This window comes from Aminobacter sp. MSH1 (genome assembly GCF_003071665.1).
Lineage (GTDB): Bacteria > Pseudomonadota > Alphaproteobacteria > Rhizobiales > Rhizobiaceae > Aminobacter > Aminobacter niigataensis.
In genome coordinates this window covers 5,161,213-5,185,136 of record NZ_CP026265.1, presented here as the reverse complement: position 1 = coordinate 5,185,136, position 23,924 = coordinate 5,161,213, and the positions used below count along the sequence as shown (strand labels likewise).

24 protein-coding genes are annotated in these 23,924 nt (G+C 64.4%); 20 read left to right on the top strand and 4 right to left on the bottom strand.

What is annotated here, in order from left to right:
• Positions 1–14: 14 nt before the first annotated feature.
• From CO731_RS25750 to CO731_RS25725, 6 genes are all read left to right on the top strand, one after another.
• A complete protein-coding gene (locus CO731_RS25750) occupies positions 15–2,288 on the top strand; it encodes an autotransporter outer membrane beta-barrel domain-containing protein (protein ID WP_159091735.1) in 2,274 nt (757 codons plus the stop codon).
• A gap of 156 nt (positions 2,289–2,444) precedes the next feature.
• Entirely contained in the window at positions 2,445–2,804 is a 360-nt protein-coding gene (locus CO731_RS25745) for a metalloregulator ArsR/SmtB family transcription factor (protein WP_108609439.1), read from the top strand.
• Positions 2,788–3,267, top strand: coding sequence for an SRPBCC domain-containing protein (locus CO731_RS25740; protein ID WP_108609438.1), 480 nt, complete (start codon positions 2,788–2,790; stop codon positions 3,265–3,267). Before CO731_RS25745 ends, CO731_RS25740 begins: the two co-directional genes overlap by 17 nt.
• A 105-nt stretch (positions 3,268–3,372) precedes the next feature.
• Complete coding sequence (locus tag CO731_RS25735) at positions 3,373–3,822, top strand: GFA family protein (RefSeq protein WP_108609437.1); 450 nt, start codon at positions 3,373–3,375, stop codon at positions 3,820–3,822.
• A gap of 86 nt (positions 3,823–3,908) precedes the next feature.
• Positions 3,909–4,649: a thioredoxin family protein gene (locus tag CO731_RS25730; RefSeq protein WP_199914522.1), complete on the top strand. Its 741-nt coding sequence runs from the start codon at positions 3,909–3,911 to the stop codon at positions 4,647–4,649.
• A 119-nt stretch (positions 4,650–4,768) separates the two neighbouring features.
• Complete coding sequence (locus CO731_RS25725; protein ID WP_159091734.1) at positions 4,769–4,972, top strand: hypothetical protein; 204 nt, start codon at positions 4,769–4,771, stop codon at positions 4,970–4,972.
• A gap of 30 nt (positions 4,973–5,002) precedes the next feature.
• Here CO731_RS25725 and CO731_RS25720 read toward each other — a convergent pair whose 3' ends face one another.
• Entirely contained in the window at positions 5,003–6,805 is a 1,803-nt protein-coding gene (locus CO731_RS25720; RefSeq protein ID WP_108609434.1) for an IlvD/Edd family dehydratase, read from the bottom strand.
• A 183-nt stretch (positions 6,806–6,988) separates the two neighbouring features.
• Between CO731_RS25720 and CO731_RS25715 the strand changes: the two genes are divergently transcribed.
• Positions 6,989–7,441, top strand: a complete 453-nt coding sequence (locus CO731_RS25715; protein WP_108610058.1) for a carbon monoxide dehydrogenase subunit G — start codon at positions 6,989–6,991, stop codon at positions 7,439–7,441.
• A gap of 994 nt (positions 7,442–8,435) precedes the next feature.
• Here the strand turns inward: CO731_RS25715 and CO731_RS25710 are convergent.
• A complete protein-coding gene (locus CO731_RS25710; RefSeq protein ID WP_245439533.1) occupies positions 8,436–10,754 on the bottom strand; it encodes a long-chain-fatty-acid--CoA ligase in 2,319 nt (772 codons plus the stop codon).
• 478 nt (positions 10,755–11,232) lie between these two features.
• Between CO731_RS25710 and CO731_RS25705 the strand changes: the two genes are divergently transcribed.
• The 13 genes from CO731_RS25705 (at position 11,233) to CO731_RS25645 (ending at position 23,126) form a co-directional block, all read left to right on the top strand.
• Positions 11,233–12,828, top strand: coding sequence for an ABC transporter substrate-binding protein (locus tag CO731_RS25705; protein ID WP_108609433.1), 1,596 nt, complete (start codon positions 11,233–11,235; stop codon positions 12,826–12,828).
• Between the two features lie 109 nt (positions 12,829–12,937).
• On the top strand, positions 12,938–13,942 hold the full coding sequence (locus CO731_RS25700) for an ABC transporter permease subunit (protein WP_108609432.1): 1,005 nt from the start codon (positions 12,938–12,940) through the stop codon (positions 13,940–13,942).
• Between the two features lie 9 nt (positions 13,943–13,951).
• A complete protein-coding gene (locus CO731_RS25695) occupies positions 13,952–14,860 on the top strand; it encodes an ABC transporter permease subunit (RefSeq protein WP_108609431.1) in 909 nt (302 codons plus the stop codon).
• Position 14,861: 1 nt separating this feature from the next.
• Positions 14,862–15,713: an ABC transporter ATP-binding protein gene (locus CO731_RS25690; RefSeq protein WP_108609430.1), complete on the top strand. Its 852-nt coding sequence runs from the start codon at positions 14,862–14,864 to the stop codon at positions 15,711–15,713.
• A complete protein-coding gene (locus CO731_RS25685) occupies positions 15,710–16,537 on the top strand; it encodes a dipeptide ABC transporter ATP-binding protein (protein ID WP_108609429.1) in 828 nt (275 codons plus the stop codon). Before CO731_RS25690 ends, CO731_RS25685 begins: the two co-directional genes overlap by 4 nt.
• Before the next feature lie 240 nt (positions 16,538–16,777).
• Positions 16,778–18,385, top strand: a complete 1,608-nt coding sequence (locus CO731_RS25680; RefSeq protein WP_108610056.1) for an ABC transporter substrate-binding protein — start codon at positions 16,778–16,780, stop codon at positions 18,383–18,385.
• Positions 18,386–18,666: 281 nt separating this feature from the next.
• Positions 18,667–19,653, top strand: coding sequence for an ABC transporter permease (locus CO731_RS25675; protein WP_108609428.1), 987 nt, complete (start codon positions 18,667–18,669; stop codon positions 19,651–19,653).
• Positions 19,650–20,477, top strand: coding sequence for an ABC transporter permease (locus CO731_RS25670; RefSeq protein ID WP_108609427.1), 828 nt, complete (start codon positions 19,650–19,652; stop codon positions 20,475–20,477). Before CO731_RS25675 ends, CO731_RS25670 begins: the two co-directional genes overlap by 4 nt.
• Positions 20,474–21,250: an ABC transporter ATP-binding protein gene (locus CO731_RS25665; RefSeq protein ID WP_108609426.1), complete on the top strand. Its 777-nt coding sequence runs from the start codon at positions 20,474–20,476 to the stop codon at positions 21,248–21,250. The genes CO731_RS25670 and CO731_RS25665 overlap by 4 nt, the downstream gene beginning before the upstream one ends.
• The gene (locus tag CO731_RS25660) at positions 21,247–22,035 is read left to right on the top strand and encodes a dipeptide/oligopeptide/nickel ABC transporter ATP-binding protein (protein ID WP_108609425.1); all 789 of its coding nucleotides are present in this window, start codon (positions 21,247–21,249) and stop codon (positions 22,033–22,035) included. Before CO731_RS25665 ends, CO731_RS25660 begins: the two co-directional genes overlap by 4 nt.
• Positions 22,032–22,535 (top strand): L-2-amino-thiazoline-4-carboxylic acid hydrolase, encoded by a 504-nt coding sequence (locus tag CO731_RS25655; RefSeq protein WP_108609424.1) that lies wholly within the window; start codon positions 22,032–22,034, stop codon positions 22,533–22,535. The genes CO731_RS25660 and CO731_RS25655 overlap by 4 nt, the downstream gene beginning before the upstream one ends.
• A 116-nt stretch (positions 22,536–22,651) precedes the next feature.
• The gene (locus CO731_RS25650) at positions 22,652–22,840 is read left to right on the top strand and encodes a YegP family protein (protein WP_108609423.1); all 189 of its coding nucleotides are present in this window, start codon (positions 22,652–22,654) and stop codon (positions 22,838–22,840) included.
• Positions 22,841–22,871: 31 nt separating this feature from the next.
• Positions 22,872–23,126 (top strand): GlsB/YeaQ/YmgE family stress response membrane protein, encoded by a 255-nt coding sequence (locus CO731_RS25645; RefSeq protein ID WP_108609422.1) that lies wholly within the window; start codon positions 22,872–22,874, stop codon positions 23,124–23,126.
• Between the two features lie 260 nt (positions 23,127–23,386).
• Here CO731_RS25645 and CO731_RS28895 read toward each other — a convergent pair whose 3' ends face one another.
• Both CO731_RS28895 and CO731_RS29545 read right to left on the bottom strand, forming a co-directional pair.
• Entirely contained in the window at positions 23,387–23,536 is a 150-nt protein-coding gene (locus CO731_RS28895) for a hypothetical protein (protein ID WP_159091733.1), read from the bottom strand.
• Positions 23,537–23,795: 259 nt separating this feature from the next.
• Positions 23,796–23,924: a hypothetical protein gene (locus tag CO731_RS29545; RefSeq protein ID WP_256371646.1), complete on the bottom strand. Its 129-nt coding sequence runs from the start codon at positions 23,922–23,924 to the stop codon at positions 23,796–23,798.

Genomic DNA, 23,924 nt, shown 5'->3' with positions numbered 1-23,924 from the left:
AGTGGGCAAGGGCAATGAAGGTCAAGCGGTACCAGGCACTATTCTGCGGCGTTGCCGCATCCACGATTGTGCTGGCGCAGGCGGCATCTGCCGACAGCTTCACCGTCGTCAACGGACAGGCCGTCGGCACCACCCAGATACTCGACACCGCGGGCGACGTTGGCACGGTAGAGGCGGGAGGAACCGTCGATGTACCTGCCGGGCATGGTATCGAAGCCACCGTCGACGGTGTGACCATCACCAATGCGGGTAGCGTCAGCGCCGCGGCATTCGGGGCTTCCGGCATCTACTCCGAGGACGGCAACACGATCACCAATGCGGGCACGGTGACGGGCGGGGATGTTGGCATCCGCGCCAACGACGGCAACGCCATTGCCAACTCGGGCACGCTAACGGGCGGACTATTTGGTATCCGTGCCTTTCACAACAACACCATCACCAATACGGGCGAGGTCACCGGCGGTTGGTCTGGCATTCACGCCTGGGACAACAACACTATCGCCAACTCGGGCACGGCCTCGGGCGGGCTGTTTGGCATCTACGCCAACGACGGCAGCACCATTACCAACTCGGGCATGAGCTCGAGCGCGGACATCGGCATCGGCGTCGACAACTCCAACACCATCACCAATGCGGGCATTGCTGAGGGTGGGCTCAGCGGCATCCGCGGCCTTGACAACAACATCATTGTGAATTCGGGCACGGCTACTGGCGCGAACTTCCTGTCCGCAGGCATCCAAGCCGGTGACCGCAACACCGTCATCAACACGGGCACGGCAAAGGGCGACTATGGCATCCAGGCAGACGAATCCAACACCATCATCAATGCTGGTGATGTAACCAGTATAGGCTCGGGGCTTGCTGGCATCGCCGTCATCGATAACAACACAATCACCAATACTGGCGCGATAACCAGCATCGGTGCGAGCAGTTCTGCCATCTGGCTCCAGAACAATAATAAGATCACCAATGCGGGCGCCGCCACAGGTGTTCGTTATGGGATCCGCTCTGGCAGCTTCAACACCGTCACCAATACGGGGATGGCCAGCGGCAACATCGGCATCGCGGCCAGTAGCTCCAACACCATCACCAACTCGGGCACGATTGTCGGCAGCGCGTCTGCTGTTCATCTGGTTGGCACCGGCAACACGCTGAACCTGCTGGCCGGCAGCAACATCCAGGGCATGCTGGCGCTCGGCACCGGCAACATGCTCAACATCGATATCGGCCTCAGTTCGGCCTTTGCCTATACCGGCACGCCGACCATCAACACCTTCGGCCTGCCAAGCCACGACAGCGGCAGCGTCGTTTATGTCGTCGACCCGACCGGTTTTTCCACCGCCGACGAGATGGTCGCCGACTTGACCGGGGTCGTGGCCGGCGCGCTCGATGAACGCTTTACCGCGGCGCGCAGCGGCCCCGTTGCTGTCGGCGACGGCGCCGAGGGCGCCGGCACGGTCGCCTGGCTCACGGCTCTCGGCAGCCATCGCGACCAGAAAGCCGACGGCCTCGACGCAGGCTTCGGCAACCGGATCGGCGGCTTGATGGCCGGTGCCGACATCGTCATCGGCGATGGCTGGCGCGGTGGCTTGTTCATCGGCGCCGCCGCAAGCCGCATGCAGACGGCCCCCGACTCCCAGGCCATAGACGCCGGCAATTATTTCGCCGGCGGCTATGCGGGATTTTCAGGCCCCGGCGGCTTCGTCGACCTGTCGCTGACGGCTGGCCTGTCGGATTTTTCCAGCGACCGGCGCGTGGCCAACAACTTGGCTCCTGGCGGTTTCGAGCATGCCGAAGCCGACTACAACGGCGTCTTCATCAGCCCCTCGGCCACCTTCGGCAGGGATTTCTCAATGGCCAATGGCGGCGTCGTCACGCCGAGCCTGCGGGCGCGCTACGCCGGGCTGTTCCTTGGCAGCTACGAGGAAAGCGGATCAGCAGCGAACATCAGCGTCGGCAACCGCACGGTCAACGTGTTCGAGCTGCGCGGTCAACTGGCCTATGGCCTGGCGCCGTGGCAGACCGAAAACGGCATCTTCCACGCAACGCTGCGCGCCGGCGCGGACGGTGTCTTTTCCGATGGCAGCATCGAAGCGGGAATTGCCGGCAACCCGCTCGATTTCGCGGCGGTCGACGGCTCCGACCAGATCCTGCGCGGCTTTGCCGGCTTCGATGCGGCCTATGCCACGGCAGGCGGCGCAAGCTTCAATGTCGGGACCGAACTTGGCTACGACAGCAACAGCGCCTTCACCGCAAGGGCCGAAATCGGTTTTGACATGCCGCTGTAGCGAGGCTGCTTCTTTCCTTCCCGGAGGTTTGCTCCCTGGATGGAGCTTTCTGGGAGCTCGGCCGCGCGTGCCTGGCGCATTTAGCGGCCCGAGCTTGACAGAGAAACTTGTCCGCTGTAGTTAACAAGTATGTTAATTAACAGTTGTGCTAAATAAATGACCGAAGATCGCCTCGATGCTACGTTCGCCAGCCTCGCCGACCCGACGAGGCGAGCCATTCTCGCCCGCCTTGCCCAGGGTGAGGCGACGGTCAACGAACTGGCAGAACCGTTCGAGATGAGCCTGCCGGCCATCTCTAGGCATCTGAAGGTACTTGAGCGCGCCGGCCTCATCAGCCGAGGCCGCGAGGCGCAGTGGCGGCCGTGCCGGCTGGAGGCCGGGCCGCTCAAGGACATCGCCAACTGGGTCGAGCACTATCGCCGCTTCTGGGATGCGAGCTTCGACCGCATGGCCGACTATCTCAAGGAACTGCAGACAGTGAAAACCAAGGGAGACCGGGATGACCGCAAGAACTGACGCCGTCGCAGCACAGTCGCTTTCGCTCGAATTCTCCAGGGTCTTCGATGCGCCGCCGGTTCTCGTCTTCAAGATGTGGTCGAGCCCTGAGCACCTGACCCACTGGTGGGGTCCGAAAGGCTTCACCTCGGCCGTCAAGAAACTCGAATTCCGCAAGCGTGGGCGCTACCACTTCCTCATCCTCGGTCCAGGCGGCCAGGATGACAGCATGTCGTCCGGTATGTCCGGCACATTCCGCGAAATCGTCGAGGGCGAAAAGATCGTCTTCACCTTCGCCTGGGACTACGACCCCGACTGGCAGACGCTGGTGACGGTGACGCTTGCGGCCGAAGGCACGGGAACGCGGCTGACCTTCCGGCAGGAGCCGTTTCTCGATATCGAAACGCGCGACTCGCATCTGGGTGGCTGGGGCGAATGCCTCGATCGCCTGGCCGACGCGCTCGCCGGCCGTCCCGTGGTCTGAGTTTTGCGCGCCAGACCGGCGCGCGACGACTGCCTGTCTTGAAACTGCGCTTGCCGAGGGTCGTCGCCGATCCTCGGAACGATGCGCCATGCCGAGGAGAGACGAATGCTGAAATCCTATCGCGGCAGCTGCCATTGCGGAGCAGTCCATTTCGAATGCCAGCTCGATCTCGCGACCGAGGGCCAGCGCTCGAAGCCAGAACTCGACGGTGTCTGGTGGACGTCGAGCTTCCGCTGCAATTGCTCCTGGTGCGCCAAGACGCGGTTCTGGAAGGGTTTTGCCCGCCCGTCCGGTTTCCGCGTCACTTCGGGCGAAGACATGCTGACCGAATACCGCTTCGGCGAGGCCGCCATCCGCCACACCTTCTGCAGCCGCTGCGGCGTCCATCCCTTCGCCTCCGCGAGCTTCGAGCCGATGGGCGGCGATTTTTGTGCCGTGAACATCGCCTGCCTTGATGACGTTCCGCCCGAAGAATTGGCCGCCATTCCGATCATCTTCGAGGACGGTCGCAACGACGCCTGGGACAGGCCGCCGGCGGTGACCTCCTACCTGTAGCCCAGGCGCTGACAGTTTGAAGCCGAGCATGACGGCCGCAATCCTGCGGCCGATGGGAAACCTGTGTCCAAACGATGGAGAGCAAGATGCAGCATGAAATCGTATCGAAAGAGCAGTGGGTGGTGGCGCGGCGCGCGTTGCTTGCCAAGGAAAAGGCGATGACCCGCGCTCGCGACCAACTCAGCGCCGAGCGGCGCGAACTGCCCTGGGTTCGGATCGACAAGCCATACTTCTTCGACGGGCCCGAGGGCCGGCTGTCGCTATCCGACCTGTTCGCTGGCCGCAGCCAGTTGTTCATCAAGCATTTCATGATGGGCCCGGGCCAGCAACACCACTGCGTCGGCTGCTCGTTCGAGCTCGACAATGCCGAAGGCGTGCTCGTGCATCTCGAAAACCACGACGTCAGCTACGTTGCCGTGGCGCGTGCGCCGATTGTGGAAATCGAGGCGCTGAAGGCGCGCATGGGCTGGCGCGCGCGCTTCGTCTCGTCCTACGGCAGTGACTTCAACTTCGACTTCAATGTTTCCTACACACCCGAGCAACTGGTGGCGAAGAAGGCTACCTATAACTTCGGCCCGCTCGACTTCGAGATCGAGGATCTCTCCGGCGACAGCGTCTTCTACAAGGACGATGACGGCCAGATATTCCTGACTTATGCCAACTTCGGCCGCGGCAGCGAAATGTATCTTGGTGCCTACGGCATTCTCGATGCCATGCCCAAGGGCCGCAACGAAAACGGGACTTCCAACGACCTGACAAGCTGGGTGCGGCCGCACGACATGTATGGCAAGGGCGGCATGGTCGAGCCGACGGGCCGCTATCACTAGGCCGATTGCGGCTGCGGCAAGCACGTCTGAGCGATATGTGCTGCGCGCTGGCCGGCCTGATGCTTGCGATGGTCGCCATATGGCGGCGGCTGCTCGCTGTGGCGTCAGGCTGGTGTCGCATGCTGCGATGGGCTGCGGTGTTCGCCGCGGCCCTGGTGCTTGGTGTCGGTGCTGCTGCTGCCGCCGCGCAGCATTTCGGCCACTACGCCGAACGCGCCGACGCCAACCGGCGCACGGTGCTTGCCGAGGTGCTCGCCCAGCCAATCTGCGCCGGCACGCCGGCGAGCCGTTCGAAAGATCAGCTGCTGTCGCAACTCGACTGACCAATGCGTCTGGTTCCCGCGCGGCGATCCTCAGTGATTGTCGCGTGGAATACCCTTGGTCTGGGCGACGCGCTGGTATTTCACTGCCGGCTTCAGCACCATGCCGTCCGACAGCTGGTCGACCATGCCGCGCTGGATCTCCTGCCACGGCGTCTGGTGCGCCGGGAAATGGTAGCCGCCATTGGCCTGCAACTCGGCGCGGCGACGGGCAAGCTCGTCGTCGCTGATGAGGATGTCGGCGGTGCCTTTCCTGAGGTCGATGCGCACCCGGTCGCCTGACTTCAGCAACGCCAGTCCGCCGCCGATGGCCGCCTCCGGCGAGGCGTTGAGGATCGACGGCGAGCCCGACGTGCCCGACTGGCGCCCGTCGCCGATGCAGGGAAGCGAATGGATGCCGCGCTTGAGCAGGTAGGCCGGCGGCTGCATGTTGACCACCTCGGCACCGCCGGGATAGCCGACGGGGCCCGCGCCGCGCATGAAAAGCACCGTGTTCTCATCGATGTTTTCGGCCGGGTCGTCGATGCGGGCGTGATAATCCTCCGGCCCGTCGAACACTTTTGCTGTGCCTTCGAAGGCTTCCGGATCGCGTGGGTTCGACAGATAACGGTCTCGGAATTCCTTCGAGATCACGCTGGTCTTCATGATCGCGCTGTCGAACAGATTGCCCCTGAGGTTGATGAAGCCGGCATCCGTCTTCAGCGGCTCGGCGACCGGCCGGATCACCTTGGGGTCCATGTTTTCGGCACCGGCGCAGTTCTCGCCCATGGTCTTGCCATTGGCGGTGGCCGCATCCGGATGGGGCAGCAGGCCCGCCTTCATCAGTTCGGCGACCACCGCCGGCACGCCGCCGGCATGGTGATAGTCCTCGCCGAGATATTCGCCGGCCGGCTGCAGATTGACCAGCAGCGGCACATGATGGCCGACCTTTTGCCAGTCGTCATTGTTAAGCGGCACGCCGAGATGGCGGGCAATCGCGTTGAGGTGGATCGGCGCGTTGGTCGAGCCGCCGATCGCCGAGTTGACGACGATGGCGTTTTCGAACGCCGCGCGCGTCATGATGTCGGACGGCTTCAGGTCCTCGTGGACCATGTCGACGATGCGCTTGCCCGTCTCGTAGGAGATCTGGCCGCGCTCGCGATAGGGCGCGGGGATGGCCGCCGAGCCCGGCAGTTGCATGCCCAGCGCCTCGGCCAGGCTGTTCATCGTCGTTGCCGTGCCCATGGTGTTGCAGTAGCCGACCGAGGGTGCGGACGATGCGACGATGTCCATGAACTGGTCGTAGTCGATCTCGCCGGCCGACAGCCGTTCGCGCGATTCCCATACCACCGTGCCCGAGCCGGTGCGTTTGCCCTTGTGCCAGCCGTTGAGCATCGGCCCGACCGACAGCGCGATCGCCGGGATGTTGACGGTCGCCGCCGCCATCAGCAGCGCCGGCGTGGTCTTGTCACAGCCGATGGTCAGCACCACGCCGTCGAGCGGGTAGCCGTAGAGCACCTCGACGAGGCTGAGATAGGCGAGGTTGCGGTCGAGCGCGGCTGTCGGGCGCTTGCCGGTTTCCTGGATCGGGTGGCACGGGAATTCGAACGGCACGCCGCCGGCAGCGACGATGCCCTCGCGTACCCGCTTGGCCAGCTCGATGTGGTGACGGTTGCACGGCGACAGGTCCGAGCCGGTCTGGGCGATGCCGATCAGCGGCTTGCCCGACTGCAGCTCTGCGCGTGTCAGGCCGAAATTCAGGTAGCGCTCGAGATACAGCGCGGTCATGCCGGGATTGCCGGGGTTATCGAACCACTCCTGCGAACGGAGCTTTTTCGTCGTCTTCTGGCCGGCCATCGATTTCTCCCGTATTCCGACCTGCATCGTTATTCCAAGCACGAAAACGCTACAAGCGCGATGCCGGAGCGTGCGCCTTGGCTCCCGGCCGAGGGCGCTGCCTGGCGTGGCTCCGGCGCGATGGACAAGCCCGATTTGCTGCGTTACCCCTCGTTTGGTCAGTTCATTTGGGAGGGATTTGCCGTGGCTCTGGTGATCGAAGGCGAAGAGAAGATCGCAGCCCCCATCGACGTGGTCTGGAAGGCGCTGAACGACCCCGCGATCCTGAAGGAGAGCATTCCCGGCTGCGAGAGCCTGGAGATGTCGTCGCCGACCGAAATGGCCGCCAAGGTGGTTCTCAAGATCGGCCCGATCAAGGCGACCTTCGCCGGCGAGGTCACGCTCAAGAACCTCAAGCCACCGCATTCCTACACCATCGAAGGCGAGGGCAAGGGCGGCATCGCCGGCTTCGCCAAGGGAGGCGCGGATGTCGTGCTGACCGAGGACGGTCCTGACGCGACCATCCTCAAATACGCGGCCAAGGCCGATGTCGGCGGCAAGATCGCCCAGCTCGGCAGCCGCCTGATCACTTCGACGTCGAAGAAGCTGGCCGGGCAGTTTTTCTCCACCTTCGGCGAGAAAGTGGGCGGAGCATAAGCCCCTTCTCCCCTTGTGGGAGAAGGTGGCAGAGCGAAGCGAGGTCGGATGAGGGGTGTTGGACGGAGCTCGACTTCCGGGTGCCCACCAATGTTTCCTATTGTCGCCTCTCATTTCTTCCAACACCCCTTGCATGTTTGGGCTGCGCGCCAATCTACCTTCTCCCACAAGGGGGAGAAGGCAGGTTCTCGCCTTGCCACACCCCGTTTCCGGTCTGGCTATTGTTTGAGGTTCGGGAAGCGGGGCGCGAGGCCGTGCCTTCCGATTGTAATTATGTGGCGCGACGTTCGCGCCCCGCCCGATGTTCTTGCCCCGCTCAGTCGCCTCGGCTTTCACCGCCAGCCGCCGCAAGGCCCGGACTTGGGGGCTCATCACCCAGCAGGAGATCCGACCTCCTGCCAGCCCGGCATCGGCGCTTCCCCCCGCTGCCCGGTGCGCACCGGAGTCCCGTGGAAGATCGCAAGGGGAATCATACGGGAGGCGGAGAGGGGGTTGAAAAACGGGGACGGTCTATCCACACGGATTGCTGACAGATGATGACAGTTTCGGGATGCGCTGGGCGTTGATTCTGGACCGCAGCGGCAGCTGCCACTTCACGGCATGGATCCCCGGGTCTCCACAGTTCGCTGCGCTCCTGCTCCGCCCGAGGATGACGAAGGCGTTGGGGCTTGCGGCTAATCGCTGACGCCGGTGAATGGCTCCAGGTGCTACTATTTATTGGCCACCCACATTGAAAGTTGGCGCGACAAATGTGCCTTCGTCATCCTCGGGCGGAGCAGGAGCGCAGCGAACTGTGGAGACCCGGGGATCCATGCCGTGAAGGTTCCGCTATTCTCAGGGAACGCTCCAATCCTTCGCACCCGCGCCTTGGTGTCCTTCGATGAAAATGAGGAAGTGAGCCGCGCCAGAAGGTCCAAAACAAGAGCAGCAAAAAGGTGGCCGCCGTGGAGAACTTCTCCACGGCGGCCGGGTGTTCGTCGCGATAGGGCGGGGCTTACCCCCTGAGTTCGCGCCGGAGGATCTTGCCGACATTGGTCTTCGGCAGCTCGGTGCGGAACTCGATGTATTTGGGCCGCTTGTAGCCGGTCAGGTTTTCGCGGCAGTAGGCGATCAGCGTCTCGACGGTGAGGTCGGGATCCTTGCGCACGACGAACAGTTTGGGCACTTCGCCCGAATGCTCGTCCGGCACGCCGATGGCCGCGACCTCGAGCACGCCGGGATGCTGGGCGACGACGTCCTCGAGTTCGTTGGGATAGACGTTGAAGCCCGAGACCAGGATCATGTCCTTCTTGCGGTCGACGATCTTGGTGAAGCCGGCCTCGTCCATGAAGCCCATGTCGCCCGACTTGAAGTAGCCGTCCGGCGTCATCACCTTGGCGGTCTCGTCGGGCCGGTTCCAGTAACCGGCCATCACCTGCGGTCCCTTGATGCAGATCTCGCCGACCTCGCCGAGCGGCATGTCGTTGCCGTCCTCGTCGCGGATGGCGATGTCGGTCGAGGGCAGGGGCAGGCCGATGGTGCCGGTGAAGTCGGGCGACGAGCACTTGTTGGCGGTCGCCACCGGCGAGGTCTCCGACAGGCCGTAGCCCTCGGTGATGTGGTTGCCCGTCGCCTTCTTCCAGCGTTCGGCGACCGGCCGCTGCACGGCCATGCCGCCGCCGAGCGAGAGGATCAGGCCGCTGAAGTCGAGCTTGCGGAAATCCTCGTTGTTGGTCAGCGCGTTGAACAGTGTGTTGAGGCCGGGGAAGATGTTGAAGTTGAACTTGCCCAGTTCCTTGACGAATCCGGGGATGTCGCGCGGGTTGGGGATGAGCACGTTGAGGGCGCCTTGCTGCATGCCCATCAGCGCGTTCACCGTCAGCGCGAAGATATGGTAGAGCGGCAGCGCGCAGACAAAGGTCAGGTGCGGCGGCTTGGGCCGCACCGTGTAGGCGTCCTCGACCCACAGCGCCAGCTGCGCGACATTGGCCAGCACGTTCGTGTGGATCAGCATCGCGCCCTTGGAAACGCCGGTCGTGCCGCCGGTATATTGCAGGAAGGCGATGTCGTCGGGAGCAACCGCGACGGGCTTGAGGCTCTTGCCCGAACCCTCCTTGAGCGCTGCCATGAACGTGACGTGGCCGGGCAACGACCAGGCCGGCACCAGCTTCTTGACGCGGCGCACGACCAGGTTGACCAGCACGCCCTTGAGCCCGAGCATCTCGCCCATCGAGGCGACGACGACGTGCTTGACGCCGGTCTTGGCGACGACCGCCTGCAGCGTGGCGGCGAAGTTCTCCAGGATGATGATGGCTTCCGCGCCCGAATCCTTGAGCTGGTGCTCGAGTTCGCGCGGGGTGTAGAGCGGATTGACGTTGACGACGGTGTAGCCGGCGCGCAGCACCGCCATCATGGCGACCGGGTACTGCAGCACGTTGGGCATCATGATCGCCACGCGCGCGCCCTTGGCGAGGCCCTTCGACTGCAGCCAGGCGGCAAACGCCGTCGACATGCGGTCGAGCTCGCCATAGGTCAGCGACTTGCCCATGCAGGAGAAGGCGGGACGGCCGGCATAGGTCTGGCAGGCGGCGGTGAGCAGGTCGCCGATCGACTGGTAGGCCAGCGGCGCGATCTCGGCCGCCATGTTGGCGGGGTAGCTCTTCAGCCATGGCCTGGCGCCGGCCTTGACCGGGGTGGGCTTGGTGGCTGCCTTGGCCGCCGGCTCGGCCTTTGCCGCGGGAGACTTGGTGGCGGCCTTCACCGCGGAAGCCTTGGCGGCAGGTTTCGCCTTCGCTGATGCAGCGGGAGCCATCGTGGCTGGCTTGGTCTTTGCCGGCGCCGCGGCCTTGGCTGCTGGCTTCGGCATTTCGGCAAGCTTGGCCGGGGCTTTGGTGGATTCGGATTTCGCAGCCACCGGCTTGGTCGCAGACTTGGCGGGCGCGGCGGGAGCGGCCTTCGCAGGTGCGACCTTGCCAGCAGGCGCGGTCGCTACCGGTTCGACCTTGGCAGCAGCAGGCTTGGTTTCGGCCGGCTTTGCCTTGGTTGCCGCCGGCTTCGGCGTTGCCGGCTTGGCACTGGCGGGCTTTGCCGGCGTGGCCTTCGCCTTGGCTGCTGGCGCGGCGGCTTTCGCCTCGGCCTTCCTTGCGGGAGCTGTCGTCTTGGCTGTCGGCTTGGCGGCGGGCTTTGCCGGGGCTGTCGATTTGGCGGCCTCGGCCTTCGGCGCGGCAGGCTTGGCGGTTGCCCTGGTTTCGGGCTTTTCCTTGCCGGCGGGTTTGGTGGCCGCCGTCTTGGTTGCGGTGTTTGCCGTACGCGCCTTGCCGGTAGATTTAGCCAATGCAGCCTCCCACGTTGTTCTTGTTTTTCCGGCTTGATGGACCGCCGGCATTCGCCCTCGTGATCAGTCGCAGCGCCGCAAGAACAGTGCCGCGTCGGGGCATGTTGTAGTTGTTTGTATTGCCACCTGACGTTAACGGCAAGTATCACCCAACGTCAGCTAGACACACGAATTGCGCTTTTTTTGGCACGGCTGGAACCGGCCACGGCGCGGCCGGCCCGATATCGCGACCGGGACGGGATATGGCGTGGCGGACGCTGATAAAGCGGTTTCTGATGAAGCGTCGGCAAAGTTGAAATCTACTGCCCGGTAATGAAACTTCGAAAAAAACAGACTGTCTTCAAGTCATCTGTGGGTAAATTATTCTGCTTACCAAAGGGCACGTAGGCGGGGAGTTCCAAAGCTGAATAAACGGTGCTTATATGCGCGCCTGCGAGCCTGACGGGTAGGGCTTGGGAAAAATCATAGGGAGTGTTCAATGTTCAAAAAAACGACCTTTGCGGCCGCGTTGCTGGCTGCAACCGTCCTCAGCGGTGCGGCGAGCGCCAAGACGTTCGTGTACTGCTCGGAAGGTTCGCCGGAAGGCTTCGATCCGGGCCTCTACACCGCCGGCACGACTTTCGACGCTGCTGCGCACACCGTCTACAACCGCCTGCTCGAGTTCAAGAAGGGCACGACCGAGACCGAGCCGGGCCTGGCCGAGAGCTATACGATCTCCGACGACGGCCTGGAGTACACCTTCAAGCTGCGTCCGGGCGTCAAGTACCAGACCACCGAGTTCTTCACGCCGAGCCGTGACTTCAACGCCGACGACGTCGTCTTCTCCTTCGAGCGCCAGCTCAAGGCCGACAATCCCTGGAACAAGTACGTGACCGGCGCTTCGTGGGAATATTCCGCCGGCATGGGCTTCCCGGAAGTGATCAAGTCGGTCGAGAAGGTCGATGACCTGACGGTCAAGATCACCCTGACCCGCAAGGAAGCGCCGTTCCTCGCCAACATCGCGATGCCGTTCGCTTCGATCGTGTCGAAGGAATATGCCGACAAGCTGCAGGCCGACGGCAAGATGAACCAGATGAACCAGATGCCGCTCGGCACCGGTCCGTTCAGCTTCGTCGCCTACCAGCAGGACGCCATCATCCGCTACAAGGCCAACCCGGATTACTGGGGCGGCAAGCAGAAGATCGACGACCTGGTCTTCGCGATCACCCCTGACGCATCGGTTCGCTACCAGAAGCTGAAGGCCGGCGAATGCCACCTGATGCCGTTCCCGAACGCTGCCGACGTCGCCGCGATGAAGGCCGACACGAACCTGAAGGTGATGGAGCAGGAAGGCCTGAACGTCGCCTACCTGGCCTACAACACCACCCAGGCTCCGTTCGACAAGCCGGAAGTCCGCAAGGCGCTGAACCAGGCGATCAACAAGCAGGCGATCGTCGACGCCGTGTTCCAGGGTGCTGCCACTCCGGCAACCAACCCGATCCCGCCGACCATGTGGTCGTATAACAAGGCCGTCGAAGACGACAAATACGATCCGGAAGCCTCGAAGAAGGCACTCGAGGCAGCTGGTGTCAGCGGTCTCAAGATGAAGGTGTGGGCGATGCCGGTTTCGCGTCCCTACATGCTCAACGCCCGCCGCGCGGCCGAACTGATCCAGTCCGACTTCTCCAAGGTCGGCGTCGAGGTCGAGATCGTCTCCTACGAGTGGGCCGAATATCTCGACAAGTCGAAGGCCAAGGATCGTGACGGTGCCGTCATGCTCGGCTGGACCGGCGACAATGGCGATCCGGACAACTTCCTCGACACCCTGCTCGGTTGCGACGCCGTCGGCGGCAACAACCGCGCCCAGTGGTGCAACAAGGAGTTCGACGACCTGGTGACCAAGGCCAAGGAGACCAACGACCTGGCCGAGCGCACCAAGCTCTATGAGCAGGCGCAGGTGGTGTTCAAGAAGGACGCCCCCTGGGCGACCATCGACCACTCGCTGTCGGTCGTGCCGATGCGCAAGAACGTCGAAGGCTTCGTCCAGAGCCCGCTCGGCGACTTCGCCTTCGACGGAGTTGACATCACGGAGTAAGGTTGCCTAAACATGGCCAACCTGGGTTGGGGCGCTTGGACGACAAGCGCCCCAATGCACATTTTGTGCTACCCTTACCTTTCTCGGAACATTCACTTAAAGGTCTGACATGCTCCGGTTCCTATTGGGGCGGCTAGCCGTCCTCATCCCGACATTCGTCGGGGTTTCCATCATCGCATTCTCATTCATCCGACTTCTGCCTGGCGATCCCGTAGCCCTCCTGTCGGGCGAGCGCGTCATGTCGCCGGAGCGCCACGCGGAAATCTCCGCCCAGCTCGGTTTCGACCGGCCGATCGTCATCCAGTATCTCGACTACCTCTGGGGCGTCGTGCGGGGCGATTTCGGCACTTCGATCGTCACCAAGCGGCCGGTGGTCGACCAGTTCTTCGAGCTGTTCCCGGCGACCGTCGAACTTTCGCTCTGCGCCATCATCTTCGCCGTCGTGCTCGGCATTCCCGCCGGCATGATCGCCGCCATCAAGCGCGGCTCCTTCGCCGACCAAGCGATGATGGGCACTGCGCTGGTCGGCTTCTCGATGCCGATCTTCTGGTGGGGCCTGCTGCTGATCATGCTGGTGTCCGGCATGCTCGGATGGACGCCCGTCTCCGGCCGCATCTCGCTGATGTATTACTTCCCGCCCGTCACCGGCTTCATGCTGATCGACTCGCTGCTGTCCGGCCAGGCCGGCGCCTTCAAGTCGGCCGTCAGCCACCTGATCCTGCCGACCATCGTGCTGGGCACCATCCCGCTTGCCGTCATTGCGCGCCAGACGCGCTCGGCGATGCTCGAAGTGCTGTCGGAAGACTATGTCCGCACCGCGCGCGCCAAGGGCCTGTCGACCTTCCGTGTCGTCGGCGTCCATGCGCTGCGCAACGCCATGATCCCGGTGGTCACCACCGTCGGCCTGCAGGTCGGCGTGATGCTCGCCGGTGCCATCCTGACCGAGACGATCTTCTCCTGGCCGGGCATCGGCAAGTGGATGGTCGATTCCGTGTCGCGGCGCGACTACGCCGTCATCCAGGGCGGCCTGCTGATGATCGCCGCCGTCATCATGCTGGTGAACCTTGCCGTGGACCTGCTTTACGGTCTCATCAATCCGCGCATCCGGCACTAGGAGGGCGTCATGTCTCAAGCTGCTGCAACAAGCGCCGTTTCGACTGATCCGTCCCGCCGGGCGCGACTGGCCGAATTCTGGTACTACTTCTCCGAAAATCGCGGCGCCGTGATCGGCCTCGTGTTCTTCATTTTCCTGGTTCTGCTGGCGATCTTCGCACCGCTGATCGCACCGCACGATCCGACCCAGCAGTACCGCGACGCGGTCCTGGTTCCGCCAGTCTGGCAGGAGGGCGGCCGCGCCGACTTCCTGCTCGGCACCGACGCCGTCGGCCGCGACATGCTTTCGCGCCTGATCTTCGGCACCCAGTTCTCGCTGTTCGTCGGCGTCATCGTGACGACGCTGTCGTTGGTCGTCGGCGTCGTCTTCGGCGTGATCGCCGGCTACTTCCGCGGCTGGGTCGACACCGCCATCATGCGCGTGATGGACATCATCCTGGCCTTCCCGTCGCTGCTGCTTGCCCTCGTGCTGGTGGCCATCCTCGGGCCGGGCCTGGTCAACGCCATGATCGCCATCTCGCTCGTCTACCAGCCGCATTTCGTGCGCCTGGCCCGCGCCGCGGTGATGAGCGAAAAGAGCCGCGACTACGTCGTCGCCGCCAAGGTGGCCGGTGCCGGCCATATCCGCCTGATGTTCAAGACGATCCTGCCGAACTGCATGGCGCCGCTGATCGTCCAGGCGACGCTGTCGTTTTCGAGCGCCATTCTCGATGCCGCCGCACTGGGCTTCCTCGGCATGGGCGCGCAGCCGCCGACCCCGGAATGGGGCACGATGCTGGCCGAGGCCCGCGAGTTCATCCAGAGCAAATGGTGGGTGGTGACGCTCCCGGGCGTGGCGATCCTCATCACCGTTCTGGCGATCAACCTGATGGGCGACGGCCTGCGCGACGCGCTCGACCCGAAGCTGAAGAGGTCCTGACATGGCACTTCTTGAAATCGAAAACCTGGTCGTCGAATTCGAGACGGCCTCCGGCCCCTTCCGGGCGGTCAACGGCGTGTCGATGAAGGTTCACGAGGGCGAGGTTCTCGCCATCGTCGGCGAATCCGGTTCGGGCAAATCGGTGTCGATGCTGGCGGCGATGGGCCTCTTGCCCTGGACGGCCAAGGTCACGGCCGACAAACTGACCTTCAACGGCCGCGACCTGCTGTCGATGTCGGCCAACGAGCGGCGCAAGATCATCGGCAAGGAAATTGCCATGATCTTCCAGGAGCCGGTGGCCAGCCTCAACCCGTGCTTCACCGTCGGCTTCCAGATCGAGGAAGTGCTGCGCATGCATTTGGGGCTCGACAGAGCCGCGCGCCGCAAGCGGGCGATCGAGCTGTTCGAGGCGGTCGGCATTGCCGACCCGGCCGAGCGCCTCGGTTCCTACCCGCACCAGATGTCGGGTGGCCAGTGCCAGCGGGTGATGATCGCCATCGCGATCGCCTGCAACCCCAAGCTCCTGATCGCCGACGAGCCGACCACGGCACTCGACGTGACGATCCAGAAGCAGATCCTTGACCTGCTGATGAAGCTGCAGGCGGACTATGGCATGGGCCTGATCATGATCACCCACAACATGGGCGTGGTTGCCGAGACCGCCGACCGCGTGGTCGTGCAGTACAAGGGCCGCAAGATGGAAGAGGCCGACGTGCTGACGCTGTTCGAGAACCCCAAGAGCAACTACACGCGCGCGCTGCTGGCGGCATTGCCCGACAATGCGACCGGCGACCGGCTGCCGACGATCTCCGAACTGTTCGTCGACGACCAGATTGAAGGGGCAGCACGATGAGCGTCATTCTCGAAGCGCGCAACATCGTGCGCGACTACCATGTGCCCGGCAGCTTTCTGAAGAAAGCCAAGACCGTGCACGCCGTCAAGGGCGTGAGCTTCTCTGTCGAAAAGGGCAAGACGCTGGCCATCGTCGGCGAAAGCGGCTGCGGCAAGTCCACGCTCGGCCGCATCCTGACGCTGATCGACCCGGCGACGTCGGGCGAGCTTCTGATCGAAGGCAAGAAGATCGACATCGCCAAGGGCGACCTGACGCCGGAGATGCGCCGCAAGGTGCAGATCGTCTTCCAGAACCCCTACGGCTCGCTCAACCCGCGCCAGAAGATCGGCGACATCCTGACCGAGCCGCTGGTCATCAACACCAAGACGCCCGCCGACGAACGCCGCGACCGGGCGATGACGCTGCTGAAGAAGGTCGGGCTCGAGGAGAAGCACTACAACCGCTATCCGCACATGTTCTCCGGCGGGCAGCGCCAGCGCATCGCCATTGCGCGTGCTCTGATGCTGAACCCGAAGCTGCTGGTGCTGGACGAGCCCGTCTCGGCGCTCGACCTGTCGGTGCAGGCACAGGTACTGAACCTGCTCGCCGACCTGCAGGACGAGTTCCAGCTGACCTACGTCTTCATCAGCCACGACCTCAGTGTGGTGCGCTACATCGCCGACGAGGTGATGGTGATGTATTTCGGCGAGGCGGTCGAATATGGCAGCCGCGACGAGGTCTTCGCCGACCCCAAGCACAGCTACACCAAGACGCTTTTTGCGGCGACGCCGCGCGCCGATGTCGAAAGCATCCGCGCCCGCCTGGCCAAGAAGAAGGCCGCCTGAACGGCGGCAGATATTCGACGCACGGTCTTATGCATCGGCCCGGAAATCGGCAGCGGTTTCCGGGCCGATGCATTTTCCGAGGCGTTTGCGCGGCATGGCATCGCGCAAAGAGCACAATGTTTTGGGCCAGCGCCGCAAAACGCCAATTTCGTCTCTCGCAAAACGGCTTTCCCGGATCATAATCCCGGCCATCATCTGATGGGCCGGCGATGTCGCCGTGCCGAGGGCATGGAGGCCGATATGGCGGGTTTCAAAATTTCCAGGCGCAGGGTCCTGGCAGGGTCGGCATTCCTTCTGGCGTCGACGGCCCTGCCGTCGATCGGCTGGACGCAGGCGAAGAAGGGCGGGCGGCTGGTTGTCGCCGCGGACTCCGAGCCGCGCAACCTGAACCCGGCCATTGTCGCTTCCAACGGCGTGTTCTTCGTCGCAAGCAAGGTTGTCGAGCCGCTGGCCGAGGCCTCGTTCGACGGTGAGGGCGGGCTTGAGCCGCGGCTGGCGACGAGTTGGGAAGGCTCGGAGGACGGGTTGACTGTTACCTTCAAGCTGCGTGAGGGCGTGACCTGGCACGACGGCAAGCCGTTCACCTCGGCCGATGTGGCGTTTTCGGCGATCAACGTCTGGAAACCTCTGCAGAACCTCGGCCGCGTCGTCTTCAAGAACCTGGAGGCGGTTGAGACACCCGACGAACACACCGCCGTCTTCAAGTTCTCCAAGCCGACGCCGCTGCAGCTGATCAAGAACGCGCTGCCGGCGCTGACGTCGGTCGTGGCCAAGCATGTCTACGAGGGCAAGGACATCGCCGAGAACCCGGCCAACAATGCGCCCGTCGGCACCGGGCCGTTCAAGTTTGCCGAGCACAAGCCGGGCGAATATTACCGGCTCGAGCGGAACGACAAATACTGGGGCGAGAACGAGCCGCAACTCGACGAGATCATCTATCGCGTGCTGCCAGACCGCGCGGCGGCGGCCGGCGCACTGGAGGCTGAAGAGATTCAGCTTGCCGCGTTTTCCGCCGTGCCTTTGGCCGACCTCGAACGCATCTCCAAGGTGCCCGGCATCAAGGTGATCACGGAGGGCTACGAGGCGCTGACCTATCAGCTCGTCGTCGAGATCAACCATCGCCGCAAGGAACTCGCCGATCTCAAAGTGCGCCAGGCGATCGCGCATGCCATCGACAGGGACTTCGTCGTCAAGACCATCTTCCTCGGCTATGCCAAGCCGGCGACCGGCATCGTTCCGCAGAACGACAAGCAGTTCTACACGCCTGATGTTGCGACCTATGGCTTCGACGTCGCCAAGGCCAATGCGCTGCTCGACGAGGCAGGCTATCCGAAGAAGGACGACGGCAAGCGTTTTGCCCTGAAGCTGTTGCCGGCGCCCTATTTCAACGAGACCAAGCAGTTCGGCGACTATCTGCGCCAGGCGCTGGCTGCCGTAGGCATCGACGCAGCACTGGTCAACAACGACTCGGCCGCGCACCAGAAGGCCGTCTACACCGACCATGCCTTCGACATCGCCATCGCACCGCCGGTGTTCCGCGGCGACCCGGCGATCTCGACAACCATCCTGGTGCAGTCGGGTATCCCCGACGGCGTGCCGTTCTCCAACCAGGGCGGCTACAAGAACGACGAGCTCGACGCGCTGATCGCCAAGGCGGCGGAGACGCTGGATCCTGCGGCGCGCATCGAGCTCTACAAGGAGTTCCAGAAGAAGGTGGCGGCCGACCTGCCGCTGATCAACGTTGCCGAGTGGGGCTTCATCACAGTGGCGCGCGACACGGTGAAGAACGTGTCGAACAACCCGCGCTGGGCGGTTTCGAACTGGGCGGACACCTATGTCGAAACGTGACATCATCGCCTGAGCTGGGATGATGACCCGTTACTGAGCATGCCCCTGGAAGTCGCAGTGCCTCAATTCACCCCCACCCCTGACCTCTCCCCACAAGGGGGAGGGGGACTGGCGTTTGCGCGCCTTTCAATTGGGTGGGTGTTTGTCTTGGCTGACCAGGCGGAATCAGAATTCCCCTTCCCCTTGAGGGGTGGGGGTGGGGATGGGGGTGGGGTTAATTCTTCCACTCCGCTAACCCCCACCCGGCCCTTCGGGCCACCCTCCCCACAAGGGGGAGGGTAATGAGCCGCGCCTGGCGCCTGCTGAAACGGCGGCTGGTCGGCAGCATTCCGGTGCTGCTGATCGTGATCGTCGGTTCCTTCCTTTTGCTCGAGGCCGCCCCCGGCGACGCGGTCGACGCCTATGTCGCCTCCGTCGGCGGCGACGCCGGAATGATCGAGGCGTTGCGCCAGAGCTGGGGGCTCGATGCTTCGCCGATGACGCGCCTTGCCGCCTATCTCTGGGCGCTGTTGCATCTCGACCTCGGCCATTCGGTCGCCTTTTCCAGGCCGGTGCTGTCAGTCGTTTTGGAGCGGCTGCCGAACACGCTGCTGCTGATGGGGGCGGCAACTGCATTGTCCTTCGCACTTGGCACCGCGCTTGGCATCCTTGCCGGCGCGCGGCCGGGCAGCGCCCGCGACCGGCTGCTGTCGATCGGTTCTCTGGCGCTCTATGCCGTGCCGGGATTCTGGCTGGCGCTGGTGCTGACCATCGTCTTTTCGGTCGAGCTGCGCTGGCTGCCTTTGTCGGGCATGGAGACCATCGCGTCCGGCAAGACGGGTTTTGCCCGCGCGCTCGATATTGCCCGGCACATGGTGCTGCCGGTGACGAGCCTCGGCCTGATCTATCTGGCGCTGTACTTGCGCATGATGCGCGCTGGCATGGCCGAGGTCTGGCGCATGGACTTTACCCTCGCCGCGCGCGCCAGGGGGATCGGCCGGCGCCGCATCGTGTTGCGCCATGTCGCCCGCAATGCGCTGCTGCCGCTGGTCACCATGCTCGGCCTGCAGTCGGCCCAGATGCTGGGCGGTAGCGTGGTCATCGAAAGCGTGTTTTCGGTGCCGGGCCTAGGCCGGCTGGCGCAGGAGGCGGTGGGGTCGCGCGACACGCCGCTTCTGATCGGCATTATCCTTGTCAGCGCCGTGCTCGTAATCGTCATCAACCTGCTCGTCGACATCGCCTATGCCGCGCTCGACCCGCGCGTCGGCGCCAGCGAGGCGAACGCATGAGCGTCAGTCGCCTGTTCCGTTCGCCCGAGGCCGTCGCCGGTTTCGTCATCCTTGGCCTGCTTGGCGCGATGGCGCTGACGGCGCCCTTGCTGTTTCCCGGCGACCCGCTGGCCATCGCCGGCCAGCCCCTGCTGCGGCCTTTCCAGGACTGGGCGCTGCCGCTCGGCACCGACAGGCTCGGCCGCGACGTGCTGGCCGGGCTGTTCCACGGCGCGCGCACCTCGCTGGCCGTCGGGCTCGCGGCGGCGGCCGCATCGATCCTCGTCGGCAGTGTCGTCGGCACCGTGGCCGGTTTTGCCGGCGGGCTGGTCGACGAGGTGCTGATGCGCATCACCGACGCCTTCCAGACGGTGCCGGGCTTCCTGTTGTCGCTGGCGCTGGTCAGCGTCGTCGGGCCTTCGCTTTCGGTGGTGGTGGCGGCGATCGCGCTCAGCGCCTGGACCGGGCCGGCGCGTATCGCCCGCGCCGAAGTGCTGTCGATCCGCGAGCGCGACTACGTCGCCTCGGCGCGGGTCATCGGCATGCATCCCATCGAGATCGCCTTCCGCGAGGTGCTGCCCAATGCGCTGCCGCCGGTGCTGGCGCTGTCGTCGGTGATCGTTGCCGCCGCCATCCTGACCGAGGCGGCACTGTCCTTCCTCGGCCTCGGCGACCCCAACCGCGTCACCTGGGGCGGCATGATCGCGGAGGGCAGGGCGGTCTTGCGCTCGGCGCCCTTCCTTTCGGTCATACCCGGCATCGCCTTGGTGTTCTCAGTGCTCGGCGTCTACCTCGCCGGCGAGGGCGTGGTCGAAGGCACCGCGGCGCGGGAGGGGCAGGCATGAGCCCGCTGCTTTCGCTGCGTGGACTGGGCGTGCGCTACAGCGGCGCCACTGCGGCGGCACTCGAAGGCGTCGACTTCGACCTGGCCGCCGGCGAACGGCTGGCCGTCATCGGCGAGAGCGGCTCGGGCAAGAGCACGCTGGCACGGGCCATTGCCGGCCTGCTGCCGCAAACGGCGACGCTGGAAGGAACAATCGCGTGGCCGGCTCTCGACCATCCGGCGCGCAATGGTCGCGACATCGGTTTCGTCTTCCAGGACCCGGGGTCGAGCCTCGACCCTGTCATGTCGGTCGGTAAGCAGGTGGCCGAGGTGGCACATGCCAATCTCGATATGGACTGGCGCGCGGCAATGCGGCTGGCAGTCGAACTGCTCGACCGGGTGAGGCTGCCCGAGCCTTCGGTACTGGCGCATGCCTATCCGCATCAGCTTTCCGGCGGGCAGAAGCAGCGCGTGGCGATTGCCGCGGCCATCGTGGCGCGGCCGCGGCTGTTGATCGCCGACGAGGCGACGAGCGCGCTCGACACCATCGTCCAGGCCGAGATCGTGGCACTGATCCGCGAACTGGTGGCCGAGGACGGCATGGCGCTGATCTTCGTCAGCCACGACATCGCGCTCGCCGCCAGCTTTGCCGAACGCATCGCCGTGTTCCGCCACGGCCGCATGGTCGAGCTGGCGCCGACTGTCGAACTGGTCGCCCAACCCAGGAGCGACTACAGCCGCGCGCTGCTTGCCGCGCATCTGGGGCTCGAGGCCCATTCTGGTGCCGGCATATGAGCGCGCTGCTCGAAGTCGACGGGCTGTCGAAACGCTACCGTCGGGGCGACAGGGATTTCGTCGCGCTCGACGGCGTCTCCTTCTCTATTGCAGCCGGCGAGACGCTGGCGCTGGTGGGTCCCTCGGGGTCGGGCAAGTCGACTGTCGCCCGCATCCTGCTCCGGCTGGTCGAGCCGGACGCCGGCAGCGTTCGGTTCGCCGGAGAAGACCTGCTCGTTCTGCGCGGTGCCGCGCTGCGCGCCGTCAGGCCGAACCTGCAGATGGTGTTCCAGGACCCGCTCGCCGCCTTCAACCCGCGCGCCACGGTAGCGCGCCTGCTCGACGATCCGCTGCGGATCCACGGCATCGCCGACCGAGCCACGCGCCCCAAGGCCATCGATGCACTGCTCAAGCGTGTCGGCCTGTCGGCAGAACTCGCCGGTCGCCGGGTGCACGAAATCTCGGGCGGGCAGCGCCAGCGCGTCGCGATCGCCCGGGCGATTGCCACAAGGCCGAAGCTGATCGTGCTCGACGAGGCCGTGGCGTCGCTCGACGTTCTGGTGCGTGGCGACATCCTGCGCCTGCTTTGGGAACTGCAGGCGGAGGAGGGCATCGCCTATCTCTTCATCTCGCATGATCTGGGTGCTGTCAGGGCGATCGCCCACCGCATCGCCATCATGGATGGCGGACGCATTGTCGAACAGGGCGAGGCGAAAGCGGTGATCGCCGCACCTGCCTCCGCCACTGGCCGGGCGCTGGTGGCCGCCACGCCGGAGCTGCCGGCTATCAAGGAGACCGTTTCGTGACCGAACTTGCGATACGTGCGGAAAAGCTCGCCGCGGAACTCGACTCCGCCTTCCGCAACCGCGCCGACCTCTACCGGCTGATGCTGGAGGAGCTGTCGGCCGAGCTGGGCGAGGCGAAGGCCGAGGAAGTGCTGGTGCGGGCGATCGAGCGGCGCGGCCGCGAGGTGGCCGAGGTGGCGTTCGCGCAGTTCGGGCCGAACGACGCGCGCGCCATCGGCGAGGCCTTCCTCGCCGTCAGCCCCGATGACGGACGCATGTACCCGACCGATGTCGAGCGCAGTGACAGCCACATCGCCTTCAAGGTCAAGCGCTGTCCGCTGAAGGACGCGTGGGTGGCGGCAGACGTCGGCGACGACAGGCTGGCGACGCTGTGCCGGATCGCCGGCGCTTTCGACCGTGGCCTGTTCGAGGCGACCGGCGTGCGCTTCGACAATGCCACCTGGACGCCCGGCCACGGCACGGGCTGCTGCCACATCTGCCTGACCGACAGGGACGCCTGACACGCCTGCAGCGTGTCGGCACAGCGCCCTTGCAACCGCGATGGACTTTCGCCGCCAGCCTGTGCGACGATTCGTCAGCGGCGTGAGTCGCGAACCGGTAATTACGAGGAAATGCGATGTATAAGTTCGAGGTCTACAAGGACAAGGGCGGCGAGTTTCGCTTCCGCTTCAGGGCTTCCAATGGCGAGGTCATGTTCAGCTCCGAAGGCTACGCGGCCAAGGCGTCGGCGCTGAAGGCGATCGAGTCGATCAAGAAGAATACACCGGGCGCTGCCGTCGAAGACCAGACCACTGCCGTAGCCTGACCTCCAAAAGGCACAAACCAGGAGAGATCACATGGGTATCGAAAGCCTGCTCGTCTTCCTTATCGTCGGTGCCGTCGCCGGCTGGCTCGCCGGCCAGCTGGTCAAGGGCTACGGTTTCGGCCTGATCGGCAATATCGTGGTTGGCATCGTCGGCGCGCTGATTGCCGGCTGGCTGTTTCCGGCCATCGGCATCAGCCTGGGGGCCGGCATCATCGCCGCCATCCTCCATGCGACCATCGGCGCTGTGATCCTGCTCGTGCTGCTGAGGCTGGTGAAATCAGCCTAGCGCCGGGCGCGTGCAAATCCGCAGGCCCGGGCATTGTCCGGGTCTGCGCGCAATAGGCGGCAATCGCAAAGCTCAAGGCGACCGCGATCTTGCGCCGTCGACATGTTCGCGACGAAGAGGCGGCGCGCCGCGTGCGACCCACCAGCCATTAGTAGCCGAGTTGCCAAAGCACCGCGCTCACTGTGCCGAATGCCACGGCGACATAGAACCAATCCGACCAGTCCATGGCGGCAAGCGGGGCTTTCCCGCTCCTCGTGCGGTTAGGGCAGCAGCAATATGGCCAGCATGAAATCCGCCGCCGCTGCATTGAGAAGCGTTGCCGCAACGGCGATCATGACCGCCGCCGCGAAGAAGTATTCGAAGCTGTTTTGACCTTCTCTCGGTTGGCGCGGCTGCAACGGCGTCGGCATGATGTGGGGCTCCTGAACGCTGCCTCACGATTCAATTCCCGAAACGAAGGACAGTTCCATGGACGGCAGAAAGATCCGTCCGCGTGCAGTGCCGGCATCGGCTGGAAGAAAATGCCGGCGGGAGCATCTGGGTATTCATCGCGGCCAGGGCAAATCGAGTCCGAACACGCACCGCAGCTGTCTCGATTTCCTGCGACGTATTGATGTATGTATTGGAAAATAGAACTCGCGCCTGTTCTGCATGCCCATGCGAATTGACTTAGCCAAACTGGATCGTGCGCTCGACGGAACTCTCGAAGCTGCCGTCGACCCTTCCTTGTGGCCGCGCATTCTCGACCAGGTGGCCGAAGCTACGGGCGCCTTCGGGGTCAACATCGTGCCGTTGCAT

What these genes read in the sequence shown, in the direction of transcription:
- CO731_RS25750 (WP_159091735.1), top strand. Translation starts at nt 15, where the DNA reads ATGAAGGTCAAGCGGTACCAGGCACTATTCTGCGGCGTTGCCGCATCC.
- CO731_RS25745 (WP_108609439.1), top strand. Translation starts at nt 2,445, where the DNA reads ATGACCGAAGATCGCCTCGATGCTACGTTCGCCAGCCTCGCCGACCCG.
- CO731_RS25740 (WP_108609438.1), top strand. Translation starts at nt 2,788, where the DNA reads ATGACCGCAAGAACTGACGCCGTCGCAGCACAGTCGCTTTCGCTCGAA.
- CO731_RS25735 (WP_108609437.1), top strand. Translation starts at nt 3,373, where the DNA reads ATGCTGAAATCCTATCGCGGCAGCTGCCATTGCGGAGCAGTCCATTTC.
- CO731_RS25730 (WP_199914522.1), top strand. Translation starts at nt 3,909, where the DNA reads ATGCAGCATGAAATCGTATCGAAAGAGCAGTGGGTGGTGGCGCGGCGC.
- CO731_RS25725 (WP_159091734.1), top strand. Translation starts at nt 4,769, where the DNA reads ATGCTGCGATGGGCTGCGGTGTTCGCCGCGGCCCTGGTGCTTGGTGTC.
- CO731_RS25720 (WP_108609434.1), bottom strand. Translation starts at nt 6,805, where the DNA reads ATGGCCGGCCAGAAGACGACGAAAAAGCTCCGTTCGCAGGAGTGGTTC.
- CO731_RS25705 (WP_108609433.1), top strand. Translation starts at nt 11,233, where the DNA reads ATGTTCAAAAAAACGACCTTTGCGGCCGCGTTGCTGGCTGCAACCGTC.
- CO731_RS25700 (WP_108609432.1), top strand. Translation starts at nt 12,938, where the DNA reads ATGCTCCGGTTCCTATTGGGGCGGCTAGCCGTCCTCATCCCGACATTC.
- CO731_RS25695 (WP_108609431.1), top strand. Translation starts at nt 13,952, where the DNA reads ATGTCTCAAGCTGCTGCAACAAGCGCCGTTTCGACTGATCCGTCCCGC.
- CO731_RS25690 (WP_108609430.1), top strand. Translation starts at nt 14,862, where the DNA reads ATGGCACTTCTTGAAATCGAAAACCTGGTCGTCGAATTCGAGACGGCC.
- CO731_RS25685 (WP_108609429.1), top strand. Translation starts at nt 15,710, where the DNA reads ATGAGCGTCATTCTCGAAGCGCGCAACATCGTGCGCGACTACCATGTG.
- CO731_RS25680 (WP_108610056.1), top strand. Translation starts at nt 16,778, where the DNA reads ATGGCGGGTTTCAAAATTTCCAGGCGCAGGGTCCTGGCAGGGTCGGCA.
- CO731_RS25675 (WP_108609428.1), top strand. Translation starts at nt 18,667, where the DNA reads ATGAGCCGCGCCTGGCGCCTGCTGAAACGGCGGCTGGTCGGCAGCATT.
- CO731_RS25670 (WP_108609427.1), top strand. Translation starts at nt 19,650, where the DNA reads ATGAGCGTCAGTCGCCTGTTCCGTTCGCCCGAGGCCGTCGCCGGTTTC.
- CO731_RS25665 (WP_108609426.1), top strand. Translation starts at nt 20,474, where the DNA reads ATGAGCCCGCTGCTTTCGCTGCGTGGACTGGGCGTGCGCTACAGCGGC.
- CO731_RS25660 (WP_108609425.1), top strand. Translation starts at nt 21,247, where the DNA reads ATGAGCGCGCTGCTCGAAGTCGACGGGCTGTCGAAACGCTACCGTCGG.
- CO731_RS25650 (WP_108609423.1), top strand. Translation starts at nt 22,652, where the DNA reads ATGTATAAGTTCGAGGTCTACAAGGACAAGGGCGGCGAGTTTCGCTTC.
- CO731_RS25645 (WP_108609422.1), top strand. Translation starts at nt 22,872, where the DNA reads ATGGGTATCGAAAGCCTGCTCGTCTTCCTTATCGTCGGTGCCGTCGCC.
- CO731_RS28895 (WP_159091733.1), bottom strand. Translation starts at nt 23,536, where the DNA reads ATGCCGACGCCGTTGCAGCCGCGCCAACCGAGAGAAGGTCAAAACAGC.
- CO731_RS29545 (WP_256371646.1), bottom strand. Translation starts at nt 23,924, where the DNA reads ATGCAACGGCACGATGTTGACCCCGAAGGCGCCCGTAGCTTCGGCCAC.